The sequence below is a fragment of the Cellulophaga omnivescoria genome, assembly GCF_027915275.1.
GTDB classification, from domain to species: Bacteria; Bacteroidota; Bacteroidia; order Flavobacteriales; family Flavobacteriaceae; genus Cellulophaga; species Cellulophaga omnivescoria.
On record NZ_CP115819.1, the window covers coordinates 2,642,396 to 2,668,363 of the forward strand.

The following is a 25,968-nucleotide window of genomic DNA, read 5'->3' on the forward strand; positions in this document are numbered from 1 at the left end:
TAATAGTTGCTAACGAAATCTAAATTAAGCTTACAAAAATATTAGCTGCTGTTGTAATTATAAGCTTAAAAGTTTATGTATTAAAATATTAAACATAAGTTAATTCTTTTTTTAAAAGTAAGTCTTTACTTACCTTTAAAGTAAAAACAAACGCTATGAAAATTTCAAAAATTGCATTTAGTCTAATTCTTATAACCATTTTTTTTACCAGTTGTTCTAATTCTGATGATTCTGAATTTTATAATTTAGAAAATCGAGAAGTTGTCTATGTAGATGATGATAAAGTTACCTATGAAGTAGGGGAAACTCTATGGATTAATATGAAAGTGGAAAGCAAACAAAACGATGATAAGTCAGACAAAGAAATTGATATTTATGACTTAACTAAAGCTTCAGAAACATTTTATGGTTTTTCAGTTTTTTTAACTGAAGATGATAATTTTTCTCCTGTAACATTTAAGCAAGAAAATATAGTAGAAGAAATAGGAAAGTTAAATCTTGCTGTAAATACAGTTCCTGAAGATTCAGAACTTTTAGGAGTAGCTATTTATAGTGATGGAAGCTATACATTACGTGTAGGAATTAAATTAGACAAAGTTGGAAATTATTTTATAGCCAATGCTGGCCTAGGTTTAGGAGAACAAATACTTACATTTAATCCCACCAATGGAAAGGATGTTCAAATAAACTTTCATACTAAAATAAAGAATTCAGATACTGATGGAAGATTTTATTTTACTGTAAAGTAAAAACAAGTAATATAAATTATTATATCTATAAAAGGACTAATTATTTAGTCCTGTATACTTAGAGATTGTTAATTGCCATAGCGCATTAGCAATCTTTTTTGTTTGAATATAACTCAGATAAAGTAATAAATATAATACCTATATAAAAACAATTGTCTTATTATTAAATACCATTGTTTTGCGTTCTATATGTAGTTTTACACCTCTTGCCAATACAATTTTTTCTAAGTCTCTACCTTTTGCAATTAAATCTTTAATGCTGTGTGTATGGGATACCGTGGTAACATCTTGTTCAATTATAGGTCCTTCGTCTAAATCTGCTGTTACATAGTGGCTTGTTGCTCCAATAATTTTAACACCTCTTTTATAGGCTGCGTGGTACGGTTTTGCACCTGCAAATGCTGGTAAAAATGAGTGGTGTATATTTATTATTTTATTAGGATATTGGTCTATTACAGTCTGGCTCACAATTTGCATATACCTTGCCAAAACAATAAAATCTACCTTATATTCTGCCAACAAGGCAAGTTGTTTTTCTTCGGCTTCTTTTTTAGTTTCTTTTGTTACTGGTATATGGTAAAACGGAATATTAAATTGGTTAGCAATACTTTCTGCTTTATTATGGTTGCTAATAATTAAAGGGATGTCTACAGCTAATTCTCCAGAGCTATGTCTACTTAATAAGTCATACAAACAATGATCATACTTGCTAACAAAAATTGCCATTTTAGGCACGGTAACTTCTTTGTGTATCTCCCATTTCATTTGGTAAGTAGGCGCTAAAGTTTTAAAACCACTTTTAAACTCATTAAGGGTTAGCGCATTACTAAATTCACTCTCTAACCGCATAAAAAAAGTAGCACTTTCTTTATCTACATATTGGTCTATATATACAATATTACCGCCTTTAGTATGTATAAAATTAGTTACTGTGCTTATAATACCAGCTTGGTCTGGGCAATTAATAAGTATGGTTAGCTTCATAAATAATAAAATTAAGCTAACTAATTTAGGGTATTATCAAATAAGCACCCTAGCTTTCTTATATTTTTATAATATTGAATGTTTTTGGTGTAGATTTTTGCAATTTTCGTAAATTGCAAGTCTAAAATTAGCTATTTAATACGAATGGAACAACAGAAACCATATACACCAAAACATAAAATTAGGATTGTTACAGCAGCAGCTCTGTTTGATGGGCACGATGCAGCAATTAATATTATGCGCCGTATTATACAATCTACAGGCGTAGAGGTAATTCACTTAGGTCATGACCGTAGTGTTGCAGAGGTAGTAGATTGTGCCATACAAGAAGATGTAAATGCAATTGCAATAACATCTTACCAAGGTGGACATAACGAGTATTTTAAATATATGTATGATTTGCTTCAGGAACGTGGGGCTACTCATATTAAAATATTTGGCGGCGGTGGCGGCGTAATTTTGCCTGAGGAAATAAAAGAATTAATGGACCACGGTATTACTAAAATTTATGCGCCAGACGATGGCCGTAAATTAGGGTTACAAGGTATGATTAATGACTTGGTAGAAAAGAGCGATTTTCCGGTACCAGCTTTAAAATTACCAGAAAGTACAACGGTTTCAGACTCTTTAAAAAACAAAGACATAAACACTATTGCACGTTTAATTAGTCTTGCAGAAAACAGACATGAAGAGTTTGTAGAGTACTTTTCTAAGATAGAAAAATCTACAAAAAATGTGCCTGTACTTGGTATAACTGGTACTGGTGGAGCTGGTAAATCTAGTTTGGTAGATGAGTTGGTTAGGCGTTTTCTTTTAGATTTCCCTGACAAAAAAATAGGGCTAGTTTCTGTAGATCCGTCTAAAAGAAAAACTGGTGGTGCACTTTTAGGAGACCGTATACGTATGAATGCTATTAATAATGAGCGTGTGTATATGCGCTCTTTAGCAACAAGGCAGTCTAACCTTGCTTTGTCTAAGTATGTAGAGGAAGCTGTAGAAGTTTTAAAAGCTGCCGAGTACGATTTAATTGTGTTAGAAACATCTGGTATTGGACAGTCTGATACTGAAATTATTGAACACAGTAACGTATCATTATATGTAATGACACCAGAATTTGGTGCTGCTACGCAATTAGAAAAAATTGATATGCTAGACTTTGCAGATTTAGTAGCTATTAATAAGTTTGATAAACGCGGTGCTTTAGATGCAATTAGAGATGTAAAAAAACAATACATGCGTAACCATAATTTATGGGATACGCCACAAGAAGATATGCCAATTTTTGGTACAATGGCTAGCCAGTTTAATGACCCTGGTATGAACAGGTTGTACACAAAAATAATGGATACATTAGCTACAAAAGCTAATGCAAATTTAAAGTCTACTTTTAAATTTGGTAACGAAATAGAAGAAAAGGTGTTTGTTATACCACCTGCTCGTACACGTTATTTATCAGAAATTGCAGAAAATAATAGAGGGTATGATGCTACTGTAGCTGTGCAAACTAAAGTTGCTCAGCGTTTGTATGGTGTTTACCAAACAATATTATCGGTTTCTAATACACCAAAAACAGCGGCAGATTTACTGCTTAAAAATGGCTTAGATACAGCTGCAATTTTAGAAGGGGTAAAAGAAGATGCAGATAAAGACTTTTTAAATTTACTATTTAAGGAGTTTGATAGAGTAAAAATGGATTTAGACCCTTACAACTGGGAAGTTATTATAACTTGGGATGCCAAAGTAAATAAATACAAGCAACCTGTTTATAGCTTTAAAGTAAGAGATAAAGAAATTAAGATAGATACACATACAGAGTCCTTATCTCATTCACAAATACCAAAAGTAGCTTTGCCTAAGTACCAAGCTTGGGGAGATATTTTAGGATGGTGTTTGCAAGAAAATGTGCCAGGAGAATTTCCATATGCATCTGGTTTATATCCTTTTAAAAGAACTGGTGAAGACCCAACCCGTATGTTTGCTGGTGAAGGCGGACCAGAACGTACCAACAGACGTTTTCACTACGTAAGTTTAGGTATGCCAGCAAAAAGGCTTTCTACTGCTTTTGATTCGGTTACTTTGTATGGTAATGATCCAGATCACAGACCAGATATTTATGGTAAAATTGGTAACGCAGGGGTTTCTATATGTTGTTTAGATGATGCCAAAAAATTATATTCTGGGTTTGATTTAAGTCATCCAATGACATCGGTTTCTATGACTATTAATGGTCCGGCTCCTATGTTGTTAGGTTTCTTTATGAACGCCGCAATAGATCAAAATTGTGAAAAATACATTAAAGAAAATGGCTTAGAGGCACAGGTAGAAGCTAAATTTAAAGAAGTATACGATAACAAAGGATTAAGCAGACCTGTATATAATGGAGATTTACCAGAGGGTAATGACGGTTTAGGTCTTATGTTACTTGGTTTAACTGGTGATATGGTTTTACCTGCAGAGGTTTACGCAGAAATAAAAGCTACTACTTTAGCGCAAGTACGTGGTACAGTACAAGCAGATATTTTAAAAGAAGACCAAGCGCAAAATACGTGTATTTTCTCAACAGAATTTGCACTGCGTTTAATGGGAGACGTACAAGAATATTTTATACAAAAACAAGTCAGAAATTTTTATTCGGTTTCTATTTCTGGCTATCATATTGCAGAAGCTGGCGCAAATCCAATAACACAATTGGCATTTACATTAGCAAATGGTTTTACATATGTAGAGTATTACTTAAGTAGAGGTATGGATATCAATAAATTTGGTCCAAACTTATCTTTCTTTTTCTCTAACGGTATAGATCCAGAATATGCAGTTATTGGTAGAGTTGCACGTAAAATATGGGCAAAAGCACTAAAATTAAAGTATGGTGCAGATCCAAGAGCGCAAATGCTAAAGTATCATATACAAACATCTGGCCGTAGTTTACACGCACAAGAGATAGATTTTAATGATATTAGAACAACATTACAGGCGTTGTATGCTATAAACGATAATTGTAACTCATTACATACCAATGCGTATGATGAGGCTATTACCACACCTACAGAGGAATCTGTTAGACGAGCAATGGCAATACAGTTAATAATTAACAAAGAGCTAGGACTTGCTAAAAACGAAAATCCAATTCAAGGTGCTTTTATTATTGAAGAATTAACAGAACTTGTAGAAGAAGCAGTTTTAAAAGAGTTTGATAGGATTACAGAGCGTGGAGGTGTTTTAGGAGCAATGGAAACAATGTATCAACGCTCTAAAATACAAGAAGAGAGCTTGTATTATGAAACCTTAAAACATACAGGTGAGTTTCCTATAATTGGTGTAAACACATTTTTAAGTTCTAAAGGTTCACCTACGGTTTTACCAGCAGAAGTTATACGTGCTACAGAGGAAGAAAAGCTAGCGCAAATAGATACTTTAAAAAGTGTGCAAAATAGAACTGAAAATGCAGATAAATTATTAGAAGACTTGCAACAAGCAGCTGTTAAAAATGAAAACATTTTTGAGAAGTTAATGGAGGTTTCTAAAGTATGTACATTAGGACAAATAACAAGTTCGCTTTTTCAGGTAGGAGGACAGTACCGTAGAAATATGTAAAAGTTTAATCTGTTATAAAAAAAAATCACCTAGCATTATGTTAGGTGATTTTTTTTTATTTTAATTAAAACATAATTAACGTAAAGATCTACGCCAGTTTTTATATGTCTTCCTAAAACTTGTAATTTCCGTACGCAATAGGTTTAAATATTCTTTTTCCTTAACTCCGTGGTGTTCTAAACCATTACAATAGCTAAGTATATTTCTGGTAATAGTATTAATAAATTTTATGCTATGCAACTTAGTATGTTTACAGTCGCTACGCTCTGCTTGCTCTATTTGTATAGGAAGTAAAATGGCATCTGTAAGTATAGAATTCGCCATAATGTCTCTTAAACTACTAGATTTATACAATTGTAATAAATCTTTATTGTAGCTAAAGTAAGATGCTAGTTCTCTACTAGTATGGCAAAGCGATAATGCTTTTTTATAAACCGGAACTGTACTAAGATTTCTGTATGGCATTGTAGTTACTGTTATAGTATAAAATTACACTCTTATTGTTATTGATTTAATTATGATTGTAAAGTGTTTTTTTCTTTTTACTTTTGATTCTAAATATTTTAAATATTAAAGGCTTTGAATAATAAGATAGATGCTATTAGTTGGAAAATTCTAAACTATTTACAAAAAAATGCAAGAGAATCTTTTGCACATATTGGTAGGCAAGTAGGCTTATCTGCACCTGCGGTTGCAGAACGTGTAAAAAAAATGGAAGATTTAGGAATCATTACTGGTTATAAAGCAATGGTATCACATACAGAAACGGGCTACCAACTAAAAGCAATTATTACTTTACGTGCTTTTATGGGTAAATTAAAGCCTTTTTTAGAGTTAGTTGGTACTTTTGATGAGGTTATAAATTGTTATAGAATAACTGGTAATGAGAATATTATAATGGAAGTGGTGCTTAGAAATCAGTTTCATTTAGAACAATTTATAGATAGGTTAATACAATATGGTGAGGCACGTACGCACATAATTTTATCAGATGTAGTTTCTAACGCGCCTATTAAAAAAATAGAAGGGTAAAACATAGGTTTTAGGAGTAAATTTGTAATTTGCACTTTTAAATAAAAAACTCATTTTTTAGTACGGTTAAAATGCAAGCAGAAGATTTAGACACTATTGGAAAATACATACAAATAGCTACAGATAAGGCAGTTTTTTTTCTGCCTCGTATTATTGGTGCTGGTTTAGTAATCTGGATAGGTTTTAAACTGGTAAAAAGGGTATTAAAAATGGTTGGTGTTGCCTTAGAAAAAACAGGCATTTCTAAAACATTACGCCCATTTGTATCTTCTTTAGTAGGCGTATTGCTAAAGGGTACCGCTTTGTTTATTGCAGCTTCTATTGTTGGGGCAGATTTAACAGGGTTAATGGCAATTTTAGCTGCTGTGGGTTTTGCAGTAGGTATGGCGTTGCAAGGTAGTTTAGGTAATTTTGCATCTGGTATTTTAATTTTAACGTTAAAACCGTACAAAATAGATGATTGGATACAGCTTGAAGATAAATTTGGTCGTGTTTCGGAAATAGGCATTTTTAGTACAGATATAATTACACCAGGTAACAAGGTATTAATAATACCTAATTCTAAAATTACAGATTCTGTGGTTACCAACTATTCGGAAAAGGGAATGATTAGGTTAGAGTTATTAGTTACTATGCCTTATTCAGAGAGTTTTCCTAAAGTAGAAAAAATTATTATTGATGCATTGTTAGAACTTCCAAACGTATTAAAAGATCCAATTCCGGATATAGGTATACAAACTTTTGATACCCATAGTATACAATTGCTAGTTAGGCCTTTTGTGCAGCCAGATGATTATTGGCCAGTTACGTTTCAGGCTAATAAAGCCATAAAAAATGCTTTTAGCAAACACGGTATACAAGTTGCTTATTCTGAAGGGGTAGAAATGGGTGTTATTGGAGACTAATTTATAAGTTTCTTTTTTGGCTAGGTTTTTGATGCTTCATATAGAGTTAAAAACAAATAATAATAGTATTTTTAGTTTTTAACTCTATCTAACTAAAAACCAAAAGACATCATTTGTGAAAAAATTAGTACTTCTACTGTTAGCATTGTTAAGTTTGCAGATTTCTGCACAAGAATTAAAGTTGAAAAAAGGAGTTGTTTTAGACAATATTAAGGTGTCAGATTCCTCAGCGTATAGTTTTTCTCTTTTTTTACCATCAAGCTTCAATGTAAATAAAAAATGGCCTGTTGTTTTTGTTGTTGATTATGATAATAAAGAAAAGCAAGTATTACGTTTAATGGCAGGGGTTGCAGAAGAAAAAGGATATATTTTAGCGGCATCAAACAATTTAAATGATACGTTAACAGTCTCTAAAAGTATTTTAGCTTTTTCTAAAACATTTAATGCTGTAGTAGGTATGTTACCTATAGATGAAAAACAAGTATACACTTTAGGGTTTAATAGAGCAGGCAGGTTAGCATCTACAATACCGGCATTTATTTCTAATATTGATGGTGTGCTGACTTATAATTCTACTATAGGTAATATAGAAATTATTAATGTAAAAAAACCTTACTATTACATTAGTATTGTTAGTGAGTATAATTTTAATTATACTGAAGTATTAGCTAATGAAAAGCTCCTGAATAAGTTAAAAATTCCCAATCAGTTACTAATAGAGGAATCTAAAAATAATTGGCCCTCTACATCTAATTTACAAAAAGCTTTAGACTTATTTAAAATGTCTGCTATGGCCAAAGGTAATATAGCAGTAGATAGTTTATTTGTAAATAAAAACTACAATGCTGCACTTTCAAAAATAAATAAGTTAGTAGGTGCAAACAAACTTAAAAATGCAAAAGAATTGGTAGACCAAACCATTGTGGTTTATAAACCATTTAAAAATATTGATACTTTAAAAAATAACAGTAACCAGTTACGTAAAAATAAAATATACAAGTCGTTAAAAAGGGCAGAAAATAATGTGCTTTTTAAAGAACAATCTTTAAAAAACGATTTTCAATACTATGTAGAAGAAGATGCATACACACATAACTTTAATAACCTTGGTTGGTGGGCACACCAAACCAAAGAAATAGAAAAGTTTAAAAATAGCTCTAACCAAGAGCAGCAAAAAATGGGATACAGGTTAGAGGGATATTTAATTGCGCTAACGGAAGACTATATAGATACTATTTTGGCAGAAGAAAACAAAGACTTTGATGCTCTTAGCTTTTTATATATGTTAAAAACCATAATTGAACCTAAGGATTATGATCCTTACCTTAAAATAATATCTTTAAGTGCAAAAAATGATGATTTTGGAACTTCTATTTTTTACTTAGAGGAATTGCTTAAAAATGGATATACAGATGCAGATAAACTTTATAATTTAGAGTCTACTACATTATTAAAACTTACACCAGAATATAATGCTTTAATTGAAAAATACCTTAAAAAAGGAAGATTTATACTTAAGGAAGAATAAGGTGTGGCACTTTGTTTATATCCCAATCTATAACCAAGCCGCCAGCTAAAGATTCTGCAACGTCTTTACCGTATAAATATTCACATAAATAAAGAGCGGCTTCAAAACTTTTGGCTCCGCCTGCAGAGGTAATGTATTTTTTATGGTGTACAAACAATACATTATCTGCAACTTTTAATTTAGGAAAGGTTTTTTTGTATAAATCTATGTCACTAGGAAAGGTGGTAGAGGTTACATTATCTAAAACACCAGCTTTAGCAAGTACAAAAGCACCATCACAGTGCGATGTCATAAAAAGTGCATCATTGTTTACTTTTTTTACAAAATTAAGCATTGTAGTATCTTTTAAATCAGAGTCTAAATGGTGTTCTGCACTAGGTATAACCAGTATGTCTATTTTAGGTAGTTTATCTTCAACATAGTTATAATCTGGCAAAATGCGTACACCTTCAAACGTGGTTATGGGTTCTAAGGTGTTAGCTACTGTAAAAACATTCATTGCTTTAATATTTTCTCTATACTTTGTATGCTGAAAAATATCAAAAGGAGCGGTAAACTCAGTATTAAAAGTGCCATCCATAATTAAAAAAGCTACATTGTAACGGGTAGAGTCTAGTTCAGGATAAAAACGCTCTTTAGTTTCTGCATTATTTATTACTTCAGTTTTTACAGTTTCTTTTTTCTTATCTGCACAGGCAAAAGCTAGACTAATTAATAGTCCCAATATTATATAAATTAGTTTTTTCATTTGTTTGTAATTGTTATTCGTTTTAAAATAAAAAGTAACACCATACCAAGTACAGCTATACCTGTAATAGTATTCCAGGTAAATATATAACCATTATTTGCAATAGAGTGCATCCCAAAATTATGAGCAAAAATATGCGAAATAGAAAAAGCAATACTATACAATGCCATATATTCTCCTTGCTTACCTCGTTTAGAGCGTTCCATAGCAATTGCGTTAGAGAAAGGGAATGCTATCATTTCTCCTAAAGTCATTAATAACATTCCAATAATTAAAATTCCAACCCAAGAGAAAACGTTTAGTAGCAGAAAGCTTAGTCCAACTAAAATTAAACCAAAAATAACATAGCTAATTTTAGAGTATTTTAGTTTTTCTAAATATTTTATAAGAGGCATTTCAAAAGCAAATATTAAAAAACCGTTCATAGCCAATAATAATCCAATTTTAAACTCGCTTAATTTATAGGCGTCACTATAATACACAGGTACTGTAGAAAAATATTGAACAAAGCAAAAGCCAAATAATACCATAGCGGATATAAATACCCAATAATACCCGTCTAAATACGCAGATTTTGGATTTTCGTTTTTAGAGCTGTCCATAACTCGTGCTTTTTTAGGATTTAAAACCATAAGTAGTAAAATACTAGCCAATACGCAGGTTAAACCATCTACCCAAAAAAGGCCAATATAGCCTAAAGATGTAATTATAATACCACCCAAGGCAGGACCTGCGGAAAAACCTAGGTTAATAGCAAGTCTAATAAGTGTAACAGACCTTGTTTTGTTTTCTGGTTTACTGTAAGCAATTAAAGCAACAAAAGCTGCAGGTCTAAAGCAATCTGCAACAATCATAAGTATAAAAATACCTGCACAAATACTGTAGTAATCGTGTAAAAATTGAAGAAGAATAAATAGAATACCGCTAGTAAACAAACTAAACAGCATTACTTTGTAATACCCAAACTTATCGGTTAAGGTGCCTCCAAGCCAAGAACCAATTAGTGAACCTGCTCCAAAGCAAGACATAACCACACCAACATTTTCAAACGTTAATCCTACATCGTTTTTTAAATAGAGTGATAAAAACGGAATAACCATTGTGCCAGCTCTATTTATAAGGGTAATTAGTGCTAGCCACCAAACCTCTTTAGATAAACCCTTAAATGAATCTATGTAGTTTGTGTATAGTTTTTTCATTTTGTAATTAAATAAAAAAAAGCCTGACGATTTTCTCGCCAGGCTTAGTATTAGTATAATATATCTATTTCAATATTAAATACAGCAGCGCTGGCACCTTTTTAAGGTACAGATAACCACAGATTTATATATTGAAAGTCTTTGCATTTTTCTTTTATTCTAAAACAAAGCTAAGTAAAAAAGTAATAAGTTGTATTTTTACAGTATTAATTTAATGTAATAAAATGAGGTATACTGTATTTGTATTTATAATGGTATTGTTGAGTTGTAATGGTCAAAAAAAGTATCATACTAATGAGGTTGAAGAAAAAATTGCGGCAACAAAATCTGATAAGCTAAAAAGTATTTTAGAATATCATAAAAAGTTAAACGATGAATACAAAGATGCAAAAACATCTCCATTACCAAATAAGTACAGAAAAGATTTTGATGGTTTAGATTTTTTTGAGCCAGATACCAACTATGTGGTAAAGGCTAGGTTAGAGTTGGCTTTAGGGGCAACTCCATTTTTAATGGCAACCACAACAAATCAGAGTCAAGAGTATAAATTATACGGAAGGTTATTTTTTAAATTAAACGGAAAAGATTTACAACTAGAAGTATATCAAAACCAACAATTAATAAAACAAGAAAAATATAAAGATCATTTGTTTTTACCTTTTTTAGATAAAACAAATGGTAAAGAAACTTATGGTGGTGGTAGATACATAGAGCTGTCTGAGACAGATGAAGATTTTATTATGGTAGATTTTAATAAGGCATACAACCCTTATTGTGCTTATAGTAAAAAATATTCTTGCCCAGTAGTACCAATTGTAAATACATTGGATATAGAGGTTAGAGCAGGGGTAAAGGCATTTAACAAAGAGCATTAAAAAAGAAGAAAGCCTAGCGCACAAACTAGACTTTCTTCAACAACCAAACTATAAACTAAACTTAATTTTTTTAAAAAGAATAAACTGCTGCAATTAAAAAGGTAGACAAGCTTTTTGAAGGATCGCCGTCGTTATCTAAAAACGGCTCGTTATTGCTCCAAGCATCTAACCTAACCTCAGGTTTAATTGTTAAATCTTCAACAGTAAAACTAGCAGTTAATGTAGTAGCAAATACACTAGGTTCATCATCTAAACCATCAATAATTTGTGTAAAATACTCACCTCTTAATCCAAAAGAAGCAGTTTCTGATGCTTTAATTTGTGGGTATAATGCTACACCAGCAAATCCATTTCCATCGTTATCAGCATAAGCACCATTTATACCTAAGTAAAAACTATCAGATAAATCAAAACCACCAGTATAATCAATTTCAAAACCTAGGTTAGCAGTGTCATCATAATAAAGGTTTAAATATTGACCAGCATAACCTAATTGTGCTCCAAGAGCATATTGGCTAGTTAAATTATTATCTACATCTGTAACATTCATTACAGCAAGCATTAAGCTAAAATCATCAGATAATGTAAAATCGGCCTTTAAACCAGTATGAGAAAAAGGTCCGCTAGAGAATAAGTGAGATGTACTGTAATTAAAGTTACCTACAGGAGAGATTACCTCATACCCTAAATAGGTGTTAAAACGACCCATTGTTAGTTTTGTTCCTTCACTTACATTCCAGTATGCGTATAATTGGTTAACATTTAACCCAGTAATGGCTTGTTCACCTCTTGGTCCAAAAACAAGATCTGCTACTGCACCGGTTTTTTCACCTTCATAACTAGCAATAATGTTAGCCATACCAAGTGCAAAACCAGTTTCGTTTGCAAATGATGTTAAAGGAGCTAAATACTCTCCGTCTACTGCTTTATCATCTGCACTTAAATTTGTTCTAAAATAAGCATCTACAGATCCGCTAAACTCTAATTTTTTTTCTTCTTCTTCCTGAGCAAATATTAATGCTGAAGATAACATCATTATTGAAAATGATAATTTTTTTAAGTAATTTGTTGTCGTATTCAATTTCATATCAAATAAATTGTAAACCCTTAATTTTAAGGGGTTTGTTAGTGATTTTATTTTTTGTTTTTGAAACATTTTATAACGGAGCGTTCTGCAAAACGCTCCGTTTTTGTTTCTTTTATTTATTTTTCTGTTGTTGTAAACTCTGGGTATACCTCAATATCGTGTTCATGAACATCTAAACCTTCTAATTCTTCTTGTTTAGAAACTCTTAAACCAATAGTTTTCTTTAGTATAAAAAGTATAATAAATGTTGTTCCTGCAGCCCATAAAATGTAAGCTAAAGAACCGTATGTTTGTACTAGTAATAAGCTAGCTCCACCGCCACTTAGTAGTCCGCCATCTAAAGCAAAAACACCAACTAAAACAGTACCAATAAAACCACATACACCGTGTACAGATATTGCACCTACTGGATCATCAATTTTTAATTTTCTATCTATAAACTCAATAGAAAGTACAACTGCTATTCCACAGATAAGGCCTATTGCTAATGCTCCCCATGCGTTTACAGCACCACAACCAGCAGTAATACCTACTAAACCAGCTAAAGCACCGTTTAATGTCATAGAAATATCTGGTTTACCATATTTAATCCAAGTAAAAAATAAGGCAGCAACAGCACCAATAGCAGCAGCTAAGTTTGTATTTATAATTACACTACCAGCGGCAACAGTATCAGATCCACCCCATGCAAGTTGAGATCCACCATTAAAGCCAAACCAACCTAACCATAGGATAAATACACCTAATGCACCAAGTATCATGTTATGTCCTGGAATTACGTTCACTTTACCATCTGTATATTTACCTATACGCGGGCCAACCATAATTGCAGCAACTAAAGCTGCGCCACCACCAACTGCGTGTACTACAGAAGAACCTGCAAAGTCTACAAAACCAGCAACATTTAACCAGGCATTATCATCAAAAGGCCAGTACCAACTACCCGAAATAGGATATATAATTGTTGTTAAAATGGCAGAATATATAAGGTATGTAGAGAATTTTGTACGCCCTGCTATAGCTCCAGATACTATTGTAGCAGCAGTAGCGCAAAATACTGTTTGAAAAAATAAGTTATACCAATCGTCTGCAGAAAAGAAAAAATACCCTTGTTCTGCTGGGCTTAATCTAAAAAATCCGCCTAAAACAGTATCGCTACCATACATAATTCCGTAACCTACAGCCCAGAACATTAAGGAACCTACGCAAAGGTCCATAATGTTTTTCATTATTATGTTACCAGAGTTTTTACTGCGTGTAAAGCCAACTTCTACTAATGTAAAACCAGCTTGCATAAAAAATACTAAAATGGCAGCTATTGTTATCCATAATGCACCCATATCACTGTTGATGCTTTCAACAGCTTTACTTAGTGCTTCTTGTTGTTCGTTAATCATAATTTTAAATTTTTAATAGTGTCTTGGTTTGGTTAGTTTATTCCTGCGTGACCGTTTTCTTTGGTTCTAATACGGTAAGCGTCTATAATTTCAGATACAAAAATTTTTCCGTCTCCTACATTGCCTGTGTAAGCAGCATCTAAAATTGTATTTACAGTTTTTTCTAAAAATTCATCAGAAACTATAATAGATAAGTATCTTCTTTGAATATCAGATGTGCTGTAAGATATTCCTCGGTATACATGTCCTTGTTTTTCGTTTCCAACTCCAGTAACATCCCAGTAGCTAAAAAAGTTTACTTCAATTTGGTGTAGTGCTTTTTTAACATCATCAAATTGAGATTTTCTAATAATTGCTTCAATTTTTTTCATATCGTTTAGTTATTTACAGGGTAAATGTATTTAATAATGATAAAGACCCTATAATTTTTATGGGTACTTTTTTAATTTTTATGATATAAATAAAATTAACCCCATTTTAAATAGGGGTAATGTAATATTATTTTAATTTTTTATTAAAATGATATTTAAAAAATGGAATAAATAGAAACCAAGGAGTATTACAGCATAAATTATTGCTGTAGAGGTGTAATATTGCGAAAAGAATGATTTTTTGTGAAATATTATAAGGATTTAGAAATCCAAAACCCGCCAATTACGGCAAAAATACCAATGGCAATACTTAATAAAGTATAAAAAGTAAAATGTAGAAAGTCTCCGGTTTTTAATAAAGATTGGTTTTCTAGTGCAAAAGTAGAAAAGGTGGTAAACCCTCCACAAAAACCAGTAGCTAATAATAAAGCTTGATTTTCTGTAAGGTAATTACCTTTTAAAGTTAAGCCAATAATAAAGCCAATAAGTAAACTACCTATTATATTAACTAAAAAAGTTCCTAAAAAATAAGGTTGAAATGAATTATTTAGTGTTTTGCTTATAAGAAAACGCAATACACTACCTGCACCTCCACCTAAAAAAACAAGTAACAACTGTTTCATACCTTACAAAGGTAAAAAACTATATTGCTTTTTTGTATTTTGTAGAGATTATATTAAGCGGGTATACTTTAGCCGTTGTTTGTGATGTAGGTTTACTAACAGGTTTTTTAACTTTAGCATTATTACGATTAACACTAAACACTAAAAGTAAGGCATTAACGGCCACAAGAATAAATAAAATGTTAAGAAAAATAGTCATTTAACAGAATTTGTTATCAGTACAACGCAAAAATACGTTTTTTCTTACACTATAACGAAGAAAGCCTATTTTTTGTTGTGTGTTGCTTGATTTTTGTTGTGAACGGTAAAAAAGCGTTAATTTTTTAGAAATTGTTTAATAATAAACAATGATATTATGAAGATAATAAAGGTAATGGCTACCCATTTTACACCAGAATAGTTTTTTAAATGTAATTTTTTGTCTCTTTTATATGTAATTACAATAATAATAGTAAAAACAATAACAAAAAGAGCGGCAAATATATATTGTCCGGTGGTAAACATATTTCTATTTTTGTGCAAAACTAACGTAAAATTATACAAATGAAAAATAAACTTAAAGCGGTAGAGTTATTTCATAAATCTTTTGGAGCTGGTGTTTCTGAAGAATTAAAAGCAGATTTAGGACAGCAAAAAAATTTATTGCGCTTTAACCTTATGGATGAAGAAAATAAGGAGTACTTAGAAGCGGCTAATAATAATGATATGGTTGAAGTTGCAGATGCTTTGGGTGATATGCTTTATATTTTATGTGGTACAATATTAGAACATGGTATGCAGTATAAAATTGAAGAAGTTTTTAATGAAATACAGCGTAGTAATATGAGTAAGCTTGGAGCAGATGGTAAGCCTGTATACAGAGAAGATGGAAAAATTTTAAAAGGCCCTAATTACTTTAAGCCTAGTATAGAAAGTATTCTTAATAAATAAAAAAAGTGCCTAATTAGGCACTTTTTTAATATTATATAGGTAACATAAGGTTATTCAACCTTAAAACGCCATCCAAATTTATCTTCAGCTTTGTTATACTGTATACTTGTAATGCGGTTTTTTAATAAAGTAGCGTAACTATCTTCTACATTTGGTAACATATAATCATTATCTCTAAACCCAAAACCTGCAATAGGAGAAATTACAGCAGCAGTACCTGCACCAAACATTTCTTTTAAGCTGCCATCATTTGCAGCATCTACTAATTCTTGTACTTTTATTTTACGTACTTCAGTTTTTATACCTTCGTCTTCAGCAATTTTTAAAATACTTTTACGCGTAATACCATCTAAAATACGGTCACTAGTAGGACACGTTAATAAAGTATCATTAATACGAACAAAAACATTCATTGCGCCAGCTTCTTCAATATACTCGTGTGTATTGTCATCTGTCCAAATTACCTGTTGGTATCCTTTGTCCTGTGCAAGTTTAGTTGGGTAAAATTGGCCAGCATAGTTACCACCTGCTTTAGCAAAACCAACGCCACCGTTTGCAGATCTAGAATACGTTTCTTCAATAAGTACTTTTACTTCGCCAGAAAAGTAAGAGCCAGAAGGGGCTCCACAAATAACAAACTTGTATTCATCTGCTGGTGATGCGTGAAAACCTAAGCCTGTAGCAAAAATAAATGGTCTTATATATAGTGAGCTTCCTGCAGATTGAGGAATCCAATCGCTATCCGTTTTTAATAATGCTTTAAGACCTTCCATAAAATAACTCTCTGGAATTTCTGGAATAGCTAATCTTTTTGCAGATAAATTTAAACGTTTGTGATTGTCTAAAGGACGAAACATCCAAATGGTGTCTTGTTCATCCTTGTAGGCTTTCATTCCTTCAAAAATAGATTGACCATAGTGAAAAATTTTAGCAGAAGGGTCTAAAGAAATTGGCTGATAAGGCACAACCTTAGGAGCTTCCCAAGCGCCATTTTTGTAATCACAGACCAACATATGATCCATATAAATACTTCCAAACGAAAGATTATTAAAATCAACATCGTTTATTTTAGTGTTTTTTGTTTTTTCTACACTAATTTGGTTTGTAGTAACATCCATAGTATTCAGAATTTAAGTTCATAAAATTAATCAATTATCAGTACTAGTACTTCTTTTTTAGATTAAAAATGTCCAAATTTGCATTCTATCACTAAATTTTATCAGATATGAAAAGTTTTAACATTTTGCTTGTAGTAATTTTATTGTTTATGTCTTGCAAAGAGGCAAAAAAAGAAACCGTAGTTCAGGAACCTGAGCAAAAAATAGAAGAATTAGCATCTTTTGGTGAAAAAATTACAGAAGATAATGCTAAAGTTACTAAAGAAATGGCATCTGTATACCATAATTTAGCAGTTGCAGATACGGTAACAACAAAATTTAAAGGCAAGGTATTAGATGTTTGTCAGTCTAAAGGTTGTTGGATGAAGTTAGATTTGGGGGGCGGTGAGCAAGCTATGGTTAAGTTTAAAGATTATGGTTTTTTTATGCCAAAAGATATTACAGGTAAAGAAGTTATTGTAAACGGTAAAGCATTTATAGAGCAAATGTCTGTAGATGAACAACAACACTATGCAGAAGATGGTGGGGCAACTAAAGAAGAAATAGCGCAAATAACAACGCCAAAAAAAACGTACAGGTTTCAGGCAGATGGTGTGCTTTTAAAAGAGTAAATATTTGAAACGAAAAATAATTACAACAGGTGATGGTTCTAAAACCATACAAATAGAAGAATGGAATGAGCAATACCACTCCAAGCACGGAGCAGTACAAGAAGCTTATCATGTATTTATAAAACACGGCTTATCTTTATTTAAAGATGAGCCTATTTCTATTTTAGAAATTGGTTTTGGAACTGGACTGAATGCTATAATTACGGCAATTGAGGCACCAAAAAGCAATTTAAATATAAATTACACAGGGGTAGAGGCTTATCCGGTAGCATTAGAAGAGGTATCGCAGTTAAATTACGTAGAGCAGTTAAAAGCTAAAGATTTTGAAGATGTATTTACTAAAATGCATAAAGCAAATTGGGAAGTTAATGAAGAAGTATTGCCGTATTTTAATTTACTAAAAAGGGAGCAGAACTTTTTAGATATAACTGATAAAGAAGCTTATAACCTCATTTATTTTGATGCCTTTGGAGCAAGAGTGCAACCAGAACTTTGGACAGAAGACGTTTTTGCTATAATGTACAATGCATTAAAAACAAACGGAGTGCTAGTAACATATGCAGCAAAAGGTAGCGTAAGGCGTGCAATGTTGGCAGTTGGTTTTAAGGTAGAGCGACTGCCGGGACCTCCAGGAAAAAGAGAAATGCTTAGAGCAAGTAAATTATAGTATTTTTTTAATAAAGTTTAGTGACATTTTGACATTTTTAAAGAAATGGCAGTACTTTTGCCATCTTAATTTTCAAGATATTAAACATTAGCATATAATGAGTAAAAAAGATAAAGCTGAAGAAGTAGCACAAGAAGAAAAAATGAATAAAGCTGCTGAAGAAGTTAAGGAAAATACAGAAACTACTGAAGAAGAAACGGTAGAGTTGTCTATAGAAGAACAATTGCAACAAGACTTAGCTAAAGAAAAAGATAAGTTTTTACGTTTGTTTGCTGAGTTTGAAAACTATAAAAAAAGAACATCTAAAGAACGTATGGACTTGTTTAAAACAGCGGGTCAAGAGGTTATAGTATCTATGCTTCCTGTTATGGATGATTTTGACCGTGCTATGAAAGAAATTTCTAAGTCAGAGGATAAAGAGTTGGTTACCGGTGTAGAGCTTATACAAAATAAATTTAAAGAGACTTTAAAAGGTAAAGGATTGTTAGAAATAGAAGTTGTACAAGGTGATGCATTTAATGCAGACGTACACGAGGCTATTACACAAATACCAGCTCCAGATGAAAAGTTAAAAGGGAAAATTATAGACGTAATAGAAAAAGGATTTACGTTAGGAGATAAAATTATTCGTCACCCAAAAGTTGTTGTTGGGAACTAAAAATAAAAAATGAAAGAAGATTTTTACAGCATATTAGGCATTGCTAAAAATGCAACTGCAGCAGAAATAAAAAAGGCATACCGTAAAAAAGCTATAGAATTTCATCCAGATAAAAACCCAGGTGATTCTAAAGCAGAGGAGATGTTTAAAAAAGCTGCAGAAGCATATGAGATATTAAGTGATCCTGATAAAAAAGCAAGATATGATCAATACGGTCACGCTGCCTTTGAAGGTGGTGCTGGCGGTGGCGGTGGCGGCTTCGGCGGTATGAATATGGATGATATCTTTAGTCAGTTTGGAGATATTTTTGGCGGAGGCGGCTTTAGTGGTGGCTTTGGCGGTTTTGGCGGAGGCGGCCAGCGTAGAGTTAAAGGTTCTAATTTACGAATTAGAGTTAAGTTAACTTTAGATGAAGTTGCTAATGGCGTAGAAAAAAAGGTAAAAGTTAAACGTAAAGTACAAGCAGATGGTGTAACATACAACACTTGTACTACTTGTAATGGCTCTGGGCAGGTTACTAAAATTGCAAATACCATTTTAGGAAGAATGCAAACTTCTGCTACTTGTAGTACTTGTGGTGGTAGTGGCCAGATTATAGATAAAAAACCAGCTGGTGCAGATGCACAAGGTTTAATTGCTAAAGAAGAAACGGTATCTATAAAAATACCTGGTGGTGTAGAAGATGGGATGCAGTTAAAAGTACCTGGTAAAGGTAATAGTGCTCCAGGTAACGGCGTTAACGGAGATTTAATAGTACTTATTGAAACTGAAGAGCATAGTACCTTAAAAAGAGAAGGTGATAACTTGCATTACGATTTATACATTAGTATTTCTGAAGCAGTTTTAGGTACTTCTAAAGAGATAGATGCTGTTGGTGGTAAAGTACGTATTAAACTAGAAGAAGGTATACAATCTGGTAAAATACTACGTTTAAGAGGTAAAGGTATTACTAGCTTAAATGGTTATGGAAGTGGAGACCTTTTAGTACACGTAAATGTTTGGACACCAAAAGAATTAAACAAAGAGCAAAGAGAGTTTTTTGAGCGTATGAGAGATAATGATAACTTTGTTCCTCATCCAGAAAAATCTGACAAATCTTTTTTTGAAAAAGTTAAAGATATGTTCTCTTAAAAAATATAAGTATTGAGCAGTGCTTGTCACTGCTCATTTTTTTTCCCATCCTTATGTAAATAAGGGTGGGTTTTATTTTTATATGCTACCATTTATCTATCTTTGAAAAAATTGTGAAAATGAATACTATTTTGGCGGCAAAAGGTGTTTCTAAAAAATTTGGAGACCATACAGCCCTAAACAATGTTTCCTTAGAAATTCCTAAGAATTGTATATATGGTCTGCTAGGACCAAACGGCGCAGGAAAAACTACGCTAATACGTATAATAAATCAAATTACTTATCCAGATACTGGCACTGTTTTTTTTGATGGAGAACCTTTACAGCCAGAGCATATTGCTACTATTGGGTATTTGCCAGAGGAAAGAGGATTGTATAAAAGTATGAAGGTTGGTGAGCAAGCTTTGTATTTAGCACAGTTAAAAGGCTTATCTAAAAAAGAAGCTACAAAACGACTTAAATATTGGTTTGATAGGCTAGATATTGGAGACTGGTGGAATAAAAAAGTACAGGAGTTATCTAAAGGTATGGCCCAAAAAATACAATTTGTAGTAACAGTACTTCATCAACCAAAATTATTAATTTTTGATGAGCCATTTAGTGGTTTTGATCCTATTAATGCCAATATTATTAAAGATGAAATTCTTCATTTAAAGGAAGAAGGAGCTTCTATTATATTTTCTACTCACCGTATGGAGTCTGTAGAGGAATTATGCGAGTATATTGCGCTTATTCATCAGTCAGAAAAAATATTAGACGGTAAATTATCAGACATTAAAAAACAATATAAAAACAATATTTTTAATGTAGGTCTGCAAGTATCCGAAAAGAATGATGTTTTACAGAAATTGGAAGAAAAACATAAAATTTGGACGCCATCTTACAATAAAGAAGATGAGCAACTAGATTTTAAAATTCAGCTTAGATCTAATGATACTGGTGCATTACTTGGGTATTTGTCAGAAAAAGGAAAAGTAAACCACTTTGTAGAAACTATACCGTCTGCAAATGATATCTTTATACAAACCGTAAAAAGCAAAACAAAATAGTGGGGAAATTAGGCTTAATTATAAAAAGAGAGTATTTAGCTAAGGTAAAAAATAAGTCGTTTATAATAATGACTTTTTTAAGTCCTATTTTAATGGTAGGTATGGTTGCTTTGGTGTTGTATTTAGCTATGCTTAATGATAGTGATAAAAAAGTAATTACAGTTTTAAACGAAAGTAGCTTTTTTAAAGAAGATTTTAATAGTACAGAAAGTACCTCTGTAATACGTTTTAAAAACATAAGTTTAGAGCAAGCAAAAGATTCTACAGAGCAACTTGGGCATTATGGTTTGGTATTTATACCAAACGGAAATAGTTTAGAGGAAGTGGCAAACGCATCGTACTTTTTTTCTAAAGAGTCTCCTACAGATGGTTTTTTAGATGATTTAGAAGATATTTTTCAATACCGTCTTAAACAAAAAAGATTAGAACATTTAGGAGTTTCGCCAGAGCAATATAGTGCTATTAGTAAAAACTTTTCTATACACACGGCTACTTTTCAAGGTAAAGAAAACTTAAAAGGGTTAAATGAGCTTAACGCCATAATTGGTGGTGGTTTTGGTTATTTAATAATGATGTTTATTATAATCTACGGTAGTTTTGTAATGCGTAGTGTAATAGAAGAAAAAACAAGTAGGGTAATAGAGGTAATAATATCATCTGTAAAACCTTTTCAGTTAATGATGGGTAAAATAATAGGAACCTCTTTAGCAGGTGTAACTCAGTTTACTATTTGGGTGCTATCTGGTTCTTTGTTGTTTTTGGTTGTTTTTTTAATTTTTGATTTGGACGTTACTGCTTTACAAAACGGTGGTGCTAATCTACCACAAGCACAGGCTATACAGGTGGCCAGTAGTGGTATGGAGGATAACGTGCAGAAATTTGCAGAAATGTTTGTTCAAATTCCTTGGGTATCTTTATTTAGTTTTTTCTTAGTATACTTTATATTAGGGTATTTAATTTATAGTTCTATTTACGCGGCAATTGGTGCAGCTGTAGATAATGAGACAGATACTCAGCAATTTATGTTACCAGTTATATCTCCGCTAATGTTGGCAATTTATGTTGGCTTTATATCGGTGTTTAGTAATCCTCACGGTCCTGTGGCAGTAGGTTTTTCATTATTTCCGTTAACATCTCCAATTGTAATGCTAATGCGTTTGTCTTCTGGTATAGGAGAAGGTGGTGTACCTGTATGGCAATTAGTTGTTTCTATAGCTTTGTTATTAGTAACATTTTTGTCTATAGTTTGGTTAGCAGCAAAAATTTATAGAATTGGTATATTAATGTATGGTAAAAAGCCGAGCTATAAAGACTTATATAAGTGGTTAAAGTATTAAGATGGAAGAATTAAAAAATATACTTAAATATTTAAAAGACTTTATGTCTTATAAGTTGGTAGATGGTGATAAGGTAGTTATTACGGTAAGTACGTTGGTTACTATTGTTGTGGTTATTTTAGCAGTTACTTATATTTTAAAACTAGTACATAAAATTGTTGTTGCTAAATTACCGCAAGATGATAAAAATAAGTTTTTAAGCATATTTAGTTTTTTAAAGTACTTTTTGTATATCCTAGCTGTAATAACTGTTTTGCATTCTTCTGGAGTAGATTTAACAGTTTTACTTACAGCGTCTGCCGCTTTATTTGTTGGTTTAGGTTTTGCATTGCAATACCTTTTTCAGGATATAATATCTGGTATATTAATTATTCTAGATCAGTCTCTACATATTGGAGATATTATAGAAGTAGAAGGTAAGGTGGGTAGAGTTTTTGAAACCAGGTTAAGAACAACAAGAGCGTTAACCAGAGATGATAAAGTTATTGTTATTCCAAACCATAAGTTTTTAACAGACAGTATTTATAATTATACACAAAACCATAAAACAACAAGAGAAAATGTTAAAGTTGGTGTTGCTTATGGTAGTGATGTAGAGTTGGTATCTAAATTGTTATTAGAAATTATAGATAAAAAAAACGGAATTTTAAAAAATCCTAAGCCCTTTGTGTTGTTTGAAGATTTTGGAGATTCAGCCTTAATGTTTTCTGTAAATTATTATACAAATGATAGTTATGGAGATCCAAGAATAAAAAGCGATTTACGTTTTTTAATAGACGCTGCTTTCAGAAAAAACAATATATCTATCCCTTTTCCACAAAGAGATATACATATTATTAGTAAATAATTTAGTTAAGAATTACGCATATACTTGTTTACGTATGAAAAAACTTTTAGGAGTTTGTTTTTTTCTAATAGTGCAGCTGGTCTGGTCACAAAGCTCAGATATTGTAAGGTTAGAATACACTACTTTGCCCAAAAAAAAATCTTCAAGAAGTATTTCTAGATTTCGGTTTTTGGCAAATCTTCCTATAAAGCTAAATGAAAAAAATTATTTAGTTGCTGGTGCAGAATATGGTATTATAGATTTTGCAAACGATAGTATTTATGAGTTTGATGATAAGGAATTAGAAAAATTAAGAATTGTAGATCTTAATTTAGGGTATGCGCATATACTTAATGATAAATGGACTTTTGTAGGTTTGGTAACACCAAGGTTAGCATCTAACTTTATTAATGGTGTGCAAAAAGAAGATTTTAATTTAAATTATTCTGTTTTAACTATTAAGGCAGATATGAAAAAAGAAAAACCTACAAGGTTAATATTAGGGTTGTCATACAACAATGCTACTGGTTTTGATGTTCCTTTACCTATTATAAGTTACTACAAAAAATTTCATCCAAACTGGTCGTATATGGTTGGTGTGCCTAGAATGGAGTTTAAATATCACTTAAAAGAACACCACACATTTAAAGCGGCATTATTATTGGATGGTTATTTTGTAAATGTACAAAATGATATTGCTTTACCTGATAACGACTTAGGCTCCGGCTTATCTTTGTCTGTAATAGTAGGTGCTTTTGGCTACCAGTATAACATTAATAAAAATATATCTTTTTATGCATTAGCGGGCCATACTTTATCACAAAGAGGTTTGTTAAGAGATGAAGAAAGAAAAAGCGTATATTCGTTATATGACGATGGAAATGTATATTTTAAAACAGGATTTAAAATAGGAATTTTTTAAAACACGTATATGTCAAAAATATTAGTAATAGAAGATGAAGCTGCAATACGCAGGGTTTTGGTAAAAATTTTATCAGAAGAAAGCGATACTTATAATGTTGAAGAGGCAGAAGACGGTTTAAAAGGTATAGATGCCATTAAAAAAAACGATTACGATTTAGTTTTGTGTGATATTAAAATGCCAAAAATGGATGGTGTAGAGGTATTAGAAGCTGCGCGTAAATTAAAACCAGAATTGGCATTTATAATGATTTCTGGTCACGGAGATTTAGATACTGCAGTAAACACAATGCGTTTAGGTGCTTTTGATTATATATCTAAACCACCAGACTTAAATAGGTTGCTAACAACAGTACGTAATGCATTAGATCGTAAAAATTTGGTTGTAGAAAATACTAAACTTAAGAAAAAAGTTAGTAAAAACTACCAAATGATAGGAGAAAGCGAAGGCATATCTTTAATAAAAGATATGATAGAAAAAGTAGCTCCTACAGATGCACGTGTTTTAATTACAGGATCTAATGGTACGGGTAAGGAGTTGGTAGCTCATTGGTTACATGAAAAAAGCCCGCGTAGTAAAGCACCATTTATAGAGGTGAACTGTGCAGCAATACCATCTGAATTAATAGAAAGTGAACTTTTTGGTCACGTTAAAGGAGCATTTACATCTGCAGTTAAAGATAGAGCTGGTAAATTTGAAGCAGCAAATAAAGGAACTATTTTTTTAGATGAAATAGGTGATATGAGTTTGTCTGCGCAGGCAAAAGTGTTACGTGCTTTACAAGAAAGTAAAATATCTAGAGTTGGTACAGATAAAGATATAAAGGTTGATGTTAGGGTAGTGGCAGCTACAAATAAAGATCTAAAAAAGGAAATAGCAGAAGGTAATTTTAGAGAAGATTTATACCATAGACTTGCAGTTATACTTATAAAAGTCCCAGCGTTAAATGATAGAAGAGAAGATATTCCTTTGTTAATAACATATTTTGCAGATAAAATAAGTAAAGAGCAAGGAACGGCTAAAAAAGTATTTTCTGATAAAGCAGTTTCATTGTTAAAAAGTTATGACTGGACAGGAAACATTAGAGAGCTACGCAATGTTGTAGAACGATTAATTATTTTAGGCGGACAAGAAGTTACAGAAGAAGATGTAAAACTATTTGCAAGTAAATAATACGTAGTTTACTAAAAACAAAAAAGCCTATATTTTTTAAAATATAGGCTTTTTTAATAGGCTGTAAAGTTGTTACATTACTTTGCTTGCCAAATATTTTTGTACTTCGTAAACATCTATACTTTTGTTAAACTTTTTACTAACAGATGGAAGGTTTTCGCTAGAAATCCAGATTTTCAATTCAGCATCCAAGTCAAAAGTACCTGCTGTCTCTAAAGAGAATCTAGAGATGCTTTTGTATGGCATAGACCTGTACTCTGCTTTGTTGCCAGTTAAACCTTGTACATCTATTAATATTAAACGCTTATTGGTAAACATAAACGTATCTCTAAATAATTTAAATCCTAGTTCTACTTGTTCATTATCTGTTAGAAGTCTTCCGTATTTTTCATTTAATTTTTCTACAGATACTTCACTTGCGTTACCAAGTATTTTATTAAATAATCCCATTATA

Annotated in this window: 26 protein-coding genes; 16 read left to right on the forward strand and 10 right to left on the reverse strand. The window is 31.8% G+C overall.

Annotation, left to right across the window (positions count from 1 at the left end):
* The first annotated feature begins 320 nt into the window (after positions 1–320).
* Complete coding sequence (locus tag PBN93_RS11815; RefSeq protein WP_271080738.1) at positions 321–749, forward strand: hypothetical protein; 429 nt, start codon at positions 321–323, stop codon at positions 747–749.
* A 138-nt stretch (positions 750–887) separates the two neighbouring features.
* Here the strand turns inward: PBN93_RS11815 and purU are convergent, their stop codons facing one another.
* A complete protein-coding gene (gene purU, locus PBN93_RS11820) occupies positions 888–1,733 on the reverse strand; it encodes a formyltetrahydrofolate deformylase (RefSeq protein ID WP_271080739.1) in 846 nt (281 codons plus the stop codon).
* Positions 1,734–1,877: 144 nt separating this feature from the next.
* Between purU and PBN93_RS11825 the strand changes: the two genes are divergently transcribed.
* Entirely contained in the window at positions 1,878–5,327 is a 3,450-nt protein-coding gene (locus tag PBN93_RS11825; protein WP_271080740.1) for a methylmalonyl-CoA mutase family protein, read from the forward strand.
* A gap of 75 nt (positions 5,328–5,402) precedes the next feature.
* Here PBN93_RS11825 and PBN93_RS11830 read toward each other — a convergent pair whose 3' ends face one another.
* Positions 5,403–5,792 carry a hypothetical protein gene (locus PBN93_RS11830; protein WP_077406430.1) on the reverse strand — a complete coding sequence of 130 codons (390 nt, stop codon included), beginning with the start codon at positions 5,790–5,792 and terminating at the stop codon, positions 5,403–5,405.
* A 114-nt stretch (positions 5,793–5,906) separates the two neighbouring features.
* Here PBN93_RS11830 and PBN93_RS11835 point away from each other — a divergent pair, with 114 nt between their 5' ends.
* The 3 genes from PBN93_RS11835 (at position 5,907) to PBN93_RS11845 (ending at position 8,792) form a co-directional block, all read left to right on the forward strand.
* The gene (locus PBN93_RS11835) at positions 5,907–6,359 is read left to right on the forward strand and encodes an Lrp/AsnC family transcriptional regulator (RefSeq protein WP_077406433.1); all 453 of its coding nucleotides are present in this window, start codon (positions 5,907–5,909) and stop codon (positions 6,357–6,359) included.
* 71 nt (positions 6,360–6,430) lie between these two features.
* Positions 6,431–7,264 carry a mechanosensitive ion channel family protein gene (locus PBN93_RS11840; protein ID WP_077406436.1) on the forward strand — a complete coding sequence of 278 codons (834 nt, stop codon included), beginning with the start codon at positions 6,431–6,433 and terminating at the stop codon, positions 7,262–7,264.
* A 115-nt stretch (positions 7,265–7,379) separates the two neighbouring features.
* The gene (locus PBN93_RS11845) at positions 7,380–8,792 is read left to right on the forward strand and encodes a hypothetical protein (RefSeq protein WP_077406439.1); all 1,413 of its coding nucleotides are present in this window, start codon (positions 7,380–7,382) and stop codon (positions 8,790–8,792) included.
* Here the strand turns inward: PBN93_RS11845 and PBN93_RS11850 are convergent.
* Together PBN93_RS11850 and PBN93_RS11855 are read right to left on the reverse strand one after the other, a co-directional pair.
* Positions 8,779–9,540, reverse strand: coding sequence for a DJ-1/PfpI family protein (locus tag PBN93_RS11850; protein ID WP_271080741.1), 762 nt, complete (start codon positions 9,538–9,540; stop codon positions 8,779–8,781). The genes PBN93_RS11845 and PBN93_RS11850 overlap by 14 nt on opposite strands.
* A complete protein-coding gene (locus PBN93_RS11855) occupies positions 9,537–10,739 on the reverse strand; it encodes an MDR family MFS transporter (protein ID WP_271080742.1) in 1,203 nt (400 codons plus the stop codon). The genes PBN93_RS11850 and PBN93_RS11855 overlap by 4 nt, the downstream gene beginning before the upstream one ends.
* Positions 10,740–10,963: 224 nt before the next feature.
* Here PBN93_RS11855 and PBN93_RS11860 point away from each other — a divergent pair, with 224 nt between their 5' ends.
* A complete protein-coding gene (locus PBN93_RS11860) occupies positions 10,964–11,614 on the forward strand; it encodes a DUF1684 domain-containing protein (protein WP_077406448.1) in 651 nt (216 codons plus the stop codon).
* 70 nt (positions 11,615–11,684) lie between these two features.
* On the opposite strand, the gene PBN93_RS11865 is transcribed toward PBN93_RS11860, so the two are convergent.
* From PBN93_RS11865 to crcB, 4 genes are all read right to left on the reverse strand, one after another.
* Positions 11,685–12,701: an outer membrane beta-barrel protein gene (locus PBN93_RS11865; RefSeq protein WP_171974521.1), complete on the reverse strand. Its 1,017-nt coding sequence runs from the start codon at positions 12,699–12,701 to the stop codon at positions 11,685–11,687.
* Positions 12,702–12,817: 116 nt separating this feature from the next.
* Positions 12,818–14,098, reverse strand: coding sequence for an ammonium transporter (locus PBN93_RS11870; RefSeq protein WP_271080743.1), 1,281 nt, complete (start codon positions 14,096–14,098; stop codon positions 12,818–12,820).
* A 32-nt stretch (positions 14,099–14,130) separates the two neighbouring features.
* Entirely contained in the window at positions 14,131–14,469 is a 339-nt protein-coding gene (locus PBN93_RS11875; RefSeq protein WP_077406453.1) for a P-II family nitrogen regulator, read from the reverse strand.
* Positions 14,470–14,720: 251 nt separating this feature from the next.
* Entirely contained in the window at positions 14,721–15,092 is a 372-nt protein-coding gene (gene crcB / locus PBN93_RS11880; protein ID WP_077406456.1) for a fluoride efflux transporter CrcB, read from the reverse strand.
* Between the two features lie 543 nt (positions 15,093–15,635).
* Between crcB and PBN93_RS11890 the strand changes: the two genes are divergently transcribed.
* Positions 15,636–16,022, forward strand: a complete 387-nt coding sequence (locus tag PBN93_RS11890; RefSeq protein ID WP_271080744.1) for a nucleoside triphosphate pyrophosphohydrolase family protein — start codon at positions 15,636–15,638, stop codon at positions 16,020–16,022.
* 50 nt (positions 16,023–16,072) lie between these two features.
* Here the strand turns inward: PBN93_RS11890 and PBN93_RS11895 are convergent, their stop codons facing one another.
* Positions 16,073–17,140, reverse strand: a complete 1,068-nt coding sequence (locus PBN93_RS11895) for a branched-chain amino acid aminotransferase (protein WP_077406468.1) — start codon at positions 17,138–17,140, stop codon at positions 16,073–16,075.
* 107 nt (positions 17,141–17,247) lie between these two features.
* On the opposite strand from PBN93_RS11895, the gene PBN93_RS11900 reads away from it, so the two are divergent.
* The 9 genes from PBN93_RS11900 (at position 17,248) to PBN93_RS11940 (ending at position 25,514) form a co-directional block, all read left to right on the forward strand.
* Complete coding sequence (locus tag PBN93_RS11900; protein WP_077406471.1) at positions 17,248–17,751, forward strand: DUF4920 domain-containing protein; 504 nt, start codon at positions 17,248–17,250, stop codon at positions 17,749–17,751.
* 4 nt (positions 17,752–17,755) lie between these two features.
* Entirely contained in the window at positions 17,756–18,418 is a 663-nt protein-coding gene (mnmD, locus tag PBN93_RS11905; RefSeq protein ID WP_271080745.1) for a tRNA (5-methylaminomethyl-2-thiouridine)(34)-methyltransferase MnmD, read from the forward strand.
* A 97-nt stretch (positions 18,419–18,515) separates the two neighbouring features.
* Positions 18,516–19,076 carry a nucleotide exchange factor GrpE gene (locus PBN93_RS11910; RefSeq protein WP_271080746.1) on the forward strand — a complete coding sequence of 187 codons (561 nt, stop codon included), beginning with the start codon at positions 18,516–18,518 and terminating at the stop codon, positions 19,074–19,076.
* 9 nt (positions 19,077–19,085) lie between these two features.
* A complete protein-coding gene (gene dnaJ / locus PBN93_RS11915; protein WP_271080747.1) occupies positions 19,086–20,207 on the forward strand; it encodes a molecular chaperone DnaJ in 1,122 nt (373 codons plus the stop codon).
* 119 nt (positions 20,208–20,326) lie between these two features.
* The gene (locus PBN93_RS11920) at positions 20,327–21,256 is read left to right on the forward strand and encodes an ABC transporter ATP-binding protein (protein ID WP_271080748.1); all 930 of its coding nucleotides are present in this window, start codon (positions 20,327–20,329) and stop codon (positions 21,254–21,256) included.
* The gene (locus PBN93_RS11925; RefSeq protein ID WP_271080749.1) at positions 21,256–22,593 is read left to right on the forward strand and encodes an ABC transporter permease; all 1,338 of its coding nucleotides are present in this window, start codon (positions 21,256–21,258) and stop codon (positions 22,591–22,593) included. The genes PBN93_RS11920 and PBN93_RS11925 overlap by 1 nt, the downstream gene beginning before the upstream one ends.
* Before the next feature lies 1 nt (position 22,594).
* Complete coding sequence (locus PBN93_RS11930) at positions 22,595–23,440, forward strand: mechanosensitive ion channel family protein (protein WP_077406489.1); 846 nt, start codon at positions 22,595–22,597, stop codon at positions 23,438–23,440.
* A 34-nt stretch (positions 23,441–23,474) separates the two neighbouring features.
* Positions 23,475–24,341 (forward strand): DUF6268 family outer membrane beta-barrel protein, encoded by an 867-nt coding sequence (locus PBN93_RS11935; protein ID WP_077406492.1) that lies wholly within the window; start codon positions 23,475–23,477, stop codon positions 24,339–24,341.
* A gap of 9 nt (positions 24,342–24,350) precedes the next feature.
* A complete protein-coding gene (locus PBN93_RS11940; RefSeq protein ID WP_013619911.1) occupies positions 24,351–25,514 on the forward strand; it encodes a sigma-54-dependent transcriptional regulator in 1,164 nt (387 codons plus the stop codon).
* 72 nt (positions 25,515–25,586) lie between these two features.
* Here the strand turns inward: PBN93_RS11940 and PBN93_RS11945 are convergent, their stop codons facing one another.
* Positions 25,587–25,964 (reverse strand): PH domain-containing protein, encoded by a 378-nt coding sequence (locus tag PBN93_RS11945; RefSeq protein ID WP_013619910.1) that lies wholly within the window; start codon positions 25,962–25,964, stop codon positions 25,587–25,589.
* Positions 25,965–25,968: the final 4 nt, after the last annotated feature.

Bases quoted from the DNA above. Each gene is read 5' to 3' on its own strand.
- PBN93_RS11815 (WP_271080738.1), top strand. From the start codon at position 321: ATGAAAGTGGAAAGCAAACAAAACGATGATAAGTCAGACAAAGAAATT.
- purU (WP_271080739.1), bottom strand. From the start codon at position 1,733: ATGAAGCTAACCATACTTATTAATTGCCCAGACCAAGCTGGTATTATA.
- PBN93_RS11825 (WP_271080740.1), top strand. From the start codon at position 1,878: ATGGAACAACAGAAACCATATACACCAAAACATAAAATTAGGATTGTT.
- PBN93_RS11830 (WP_077406430.1), bottom strand. From the start codon at position 5,792: ATGCCATACAGAAATCTTAGTACAGTTCCGGTTTATAAAAAAGCATTA.
- PBN93_RS11840 (WP_077406436.1), top strand. From the start codon at position 6,431: ATGCAAGCAGAAGATTTAGACACTATTGGAAAATACATACAAATAGCT.
- PBN93_RS11850 (WP_271080741.1), bottom strand. From the start codon at position 9,540: ATGAAAAAACTAATTTATATAATATTGGGACTATTAATTAGTCTAGCT.
- PBN93_RS11855 (WP_271080742.1), bottom strand. From the start codon at position 10,739: ATGAAAAAACTATACACAAACTACATAGATTCATTTAAGGGTTTATCT.
- PBN93_RS11860 (WP_077406448.1), top strand. From the start codon at position 10,964: ATGAGGTATACTGTATTTGTATTTATAATGGTATTGTTGAGTTGTAAT.
- PBN93_RS11865 (WP_171974521.1), bottom strand. From the start codon at position 12,701: ATGAAATTGAATACGACAACAAATTACTTAAAAAAATTATCATTTTCA.
- PBN93_RS11870 (WP_271080743.1), bottom strand. From the start codon at position 14,098: ATGATTAACGAACAACAAGAAGCACTAAGTAAAGCTGTTGAAAGCATC.
- PBN93_RS11875 (WP_077406453.1), bottom strand. From the start codon at position 14,469: ATGAAAAAAATTGAAGCAATTATTAGAAAATCTCAATTTGATGATGTT.
- crcB (WP_077406456.1), bottom strand. From the start codon at position 15,092: ATGAAACAGTTGTTACTTGTTTTTTTAGGTGGAGGTGCAGGTAGTGTA.
- PBN93_RS11890 (WP_271080744.1), top strand. From the start codon at position 15,636: ATGAAAAATAAACTTAAAGCGGTAGAGTTATTTCATAAATCTTTTGGA.
- PBN93_RS11895 (WP_077406468.1), bottom strand. From the start codon at position 17,140: ATGGATGTTACTACAAACCAAATTAGTGTAGAAAAAACAAAAAACACT.
- PBN93_RS11900 (WP_077406471.1), top strand. From the start codon at position 17,248: ATGAAAAGTTTTAACATTTTGCTTGTAGTAATTTTATTGTTTATGTCT.
- PBN93_RS11910 (WP_271080746.1), top strand. From the start codon at position 18,516: ATGAGTAAAAAAGATAAAGCTGAAGAAGTAGCACAAGAAGAAAAAATG.
- dnaJ (WP_271080747.1), top strand. From the start codon at position 19,086: ATGAAAGAAGATTTTTACAGCATATTAGGCATTGCTAAAAATGCAACT.
- PBN93_RS11920 (WP_271080748.1), top strand. From the start codon at position 20,327: ATGAATACTATTTTGGCGGCAAAAGGTGTTTCTAAAAAATTTGGAGAC.
- PBN93_RS11930 (WP_077406489.1), top strand. From the start codon at position 22,595: ATGGAAGAATTAAAAAATATACTTAAATATTTAAAAGACTTTATGTCT.
- PBN93_RS11935 (WP_077406492.1), top strand. From the start codon at position 23,475: ATGAAAAAACTTTTAGGAGTTTGTTTTTTTCTAATAGTGCAGCTGGTC.
- PBN93_RS11940 (WP_013619911.1), top strand. From the start codon at position 24,351: ATGTCAAAAATATTAGTAATAGAAGATGAAGCTGCAATACGCAGGGTT.
- PBN93_RS11945 (WP_013619910.1), bottom strand. From the start codon at position 25,964: ATGGGATTATTTAATAAAATACTTGGTAACGCAAGTGAAGTATCTGTA.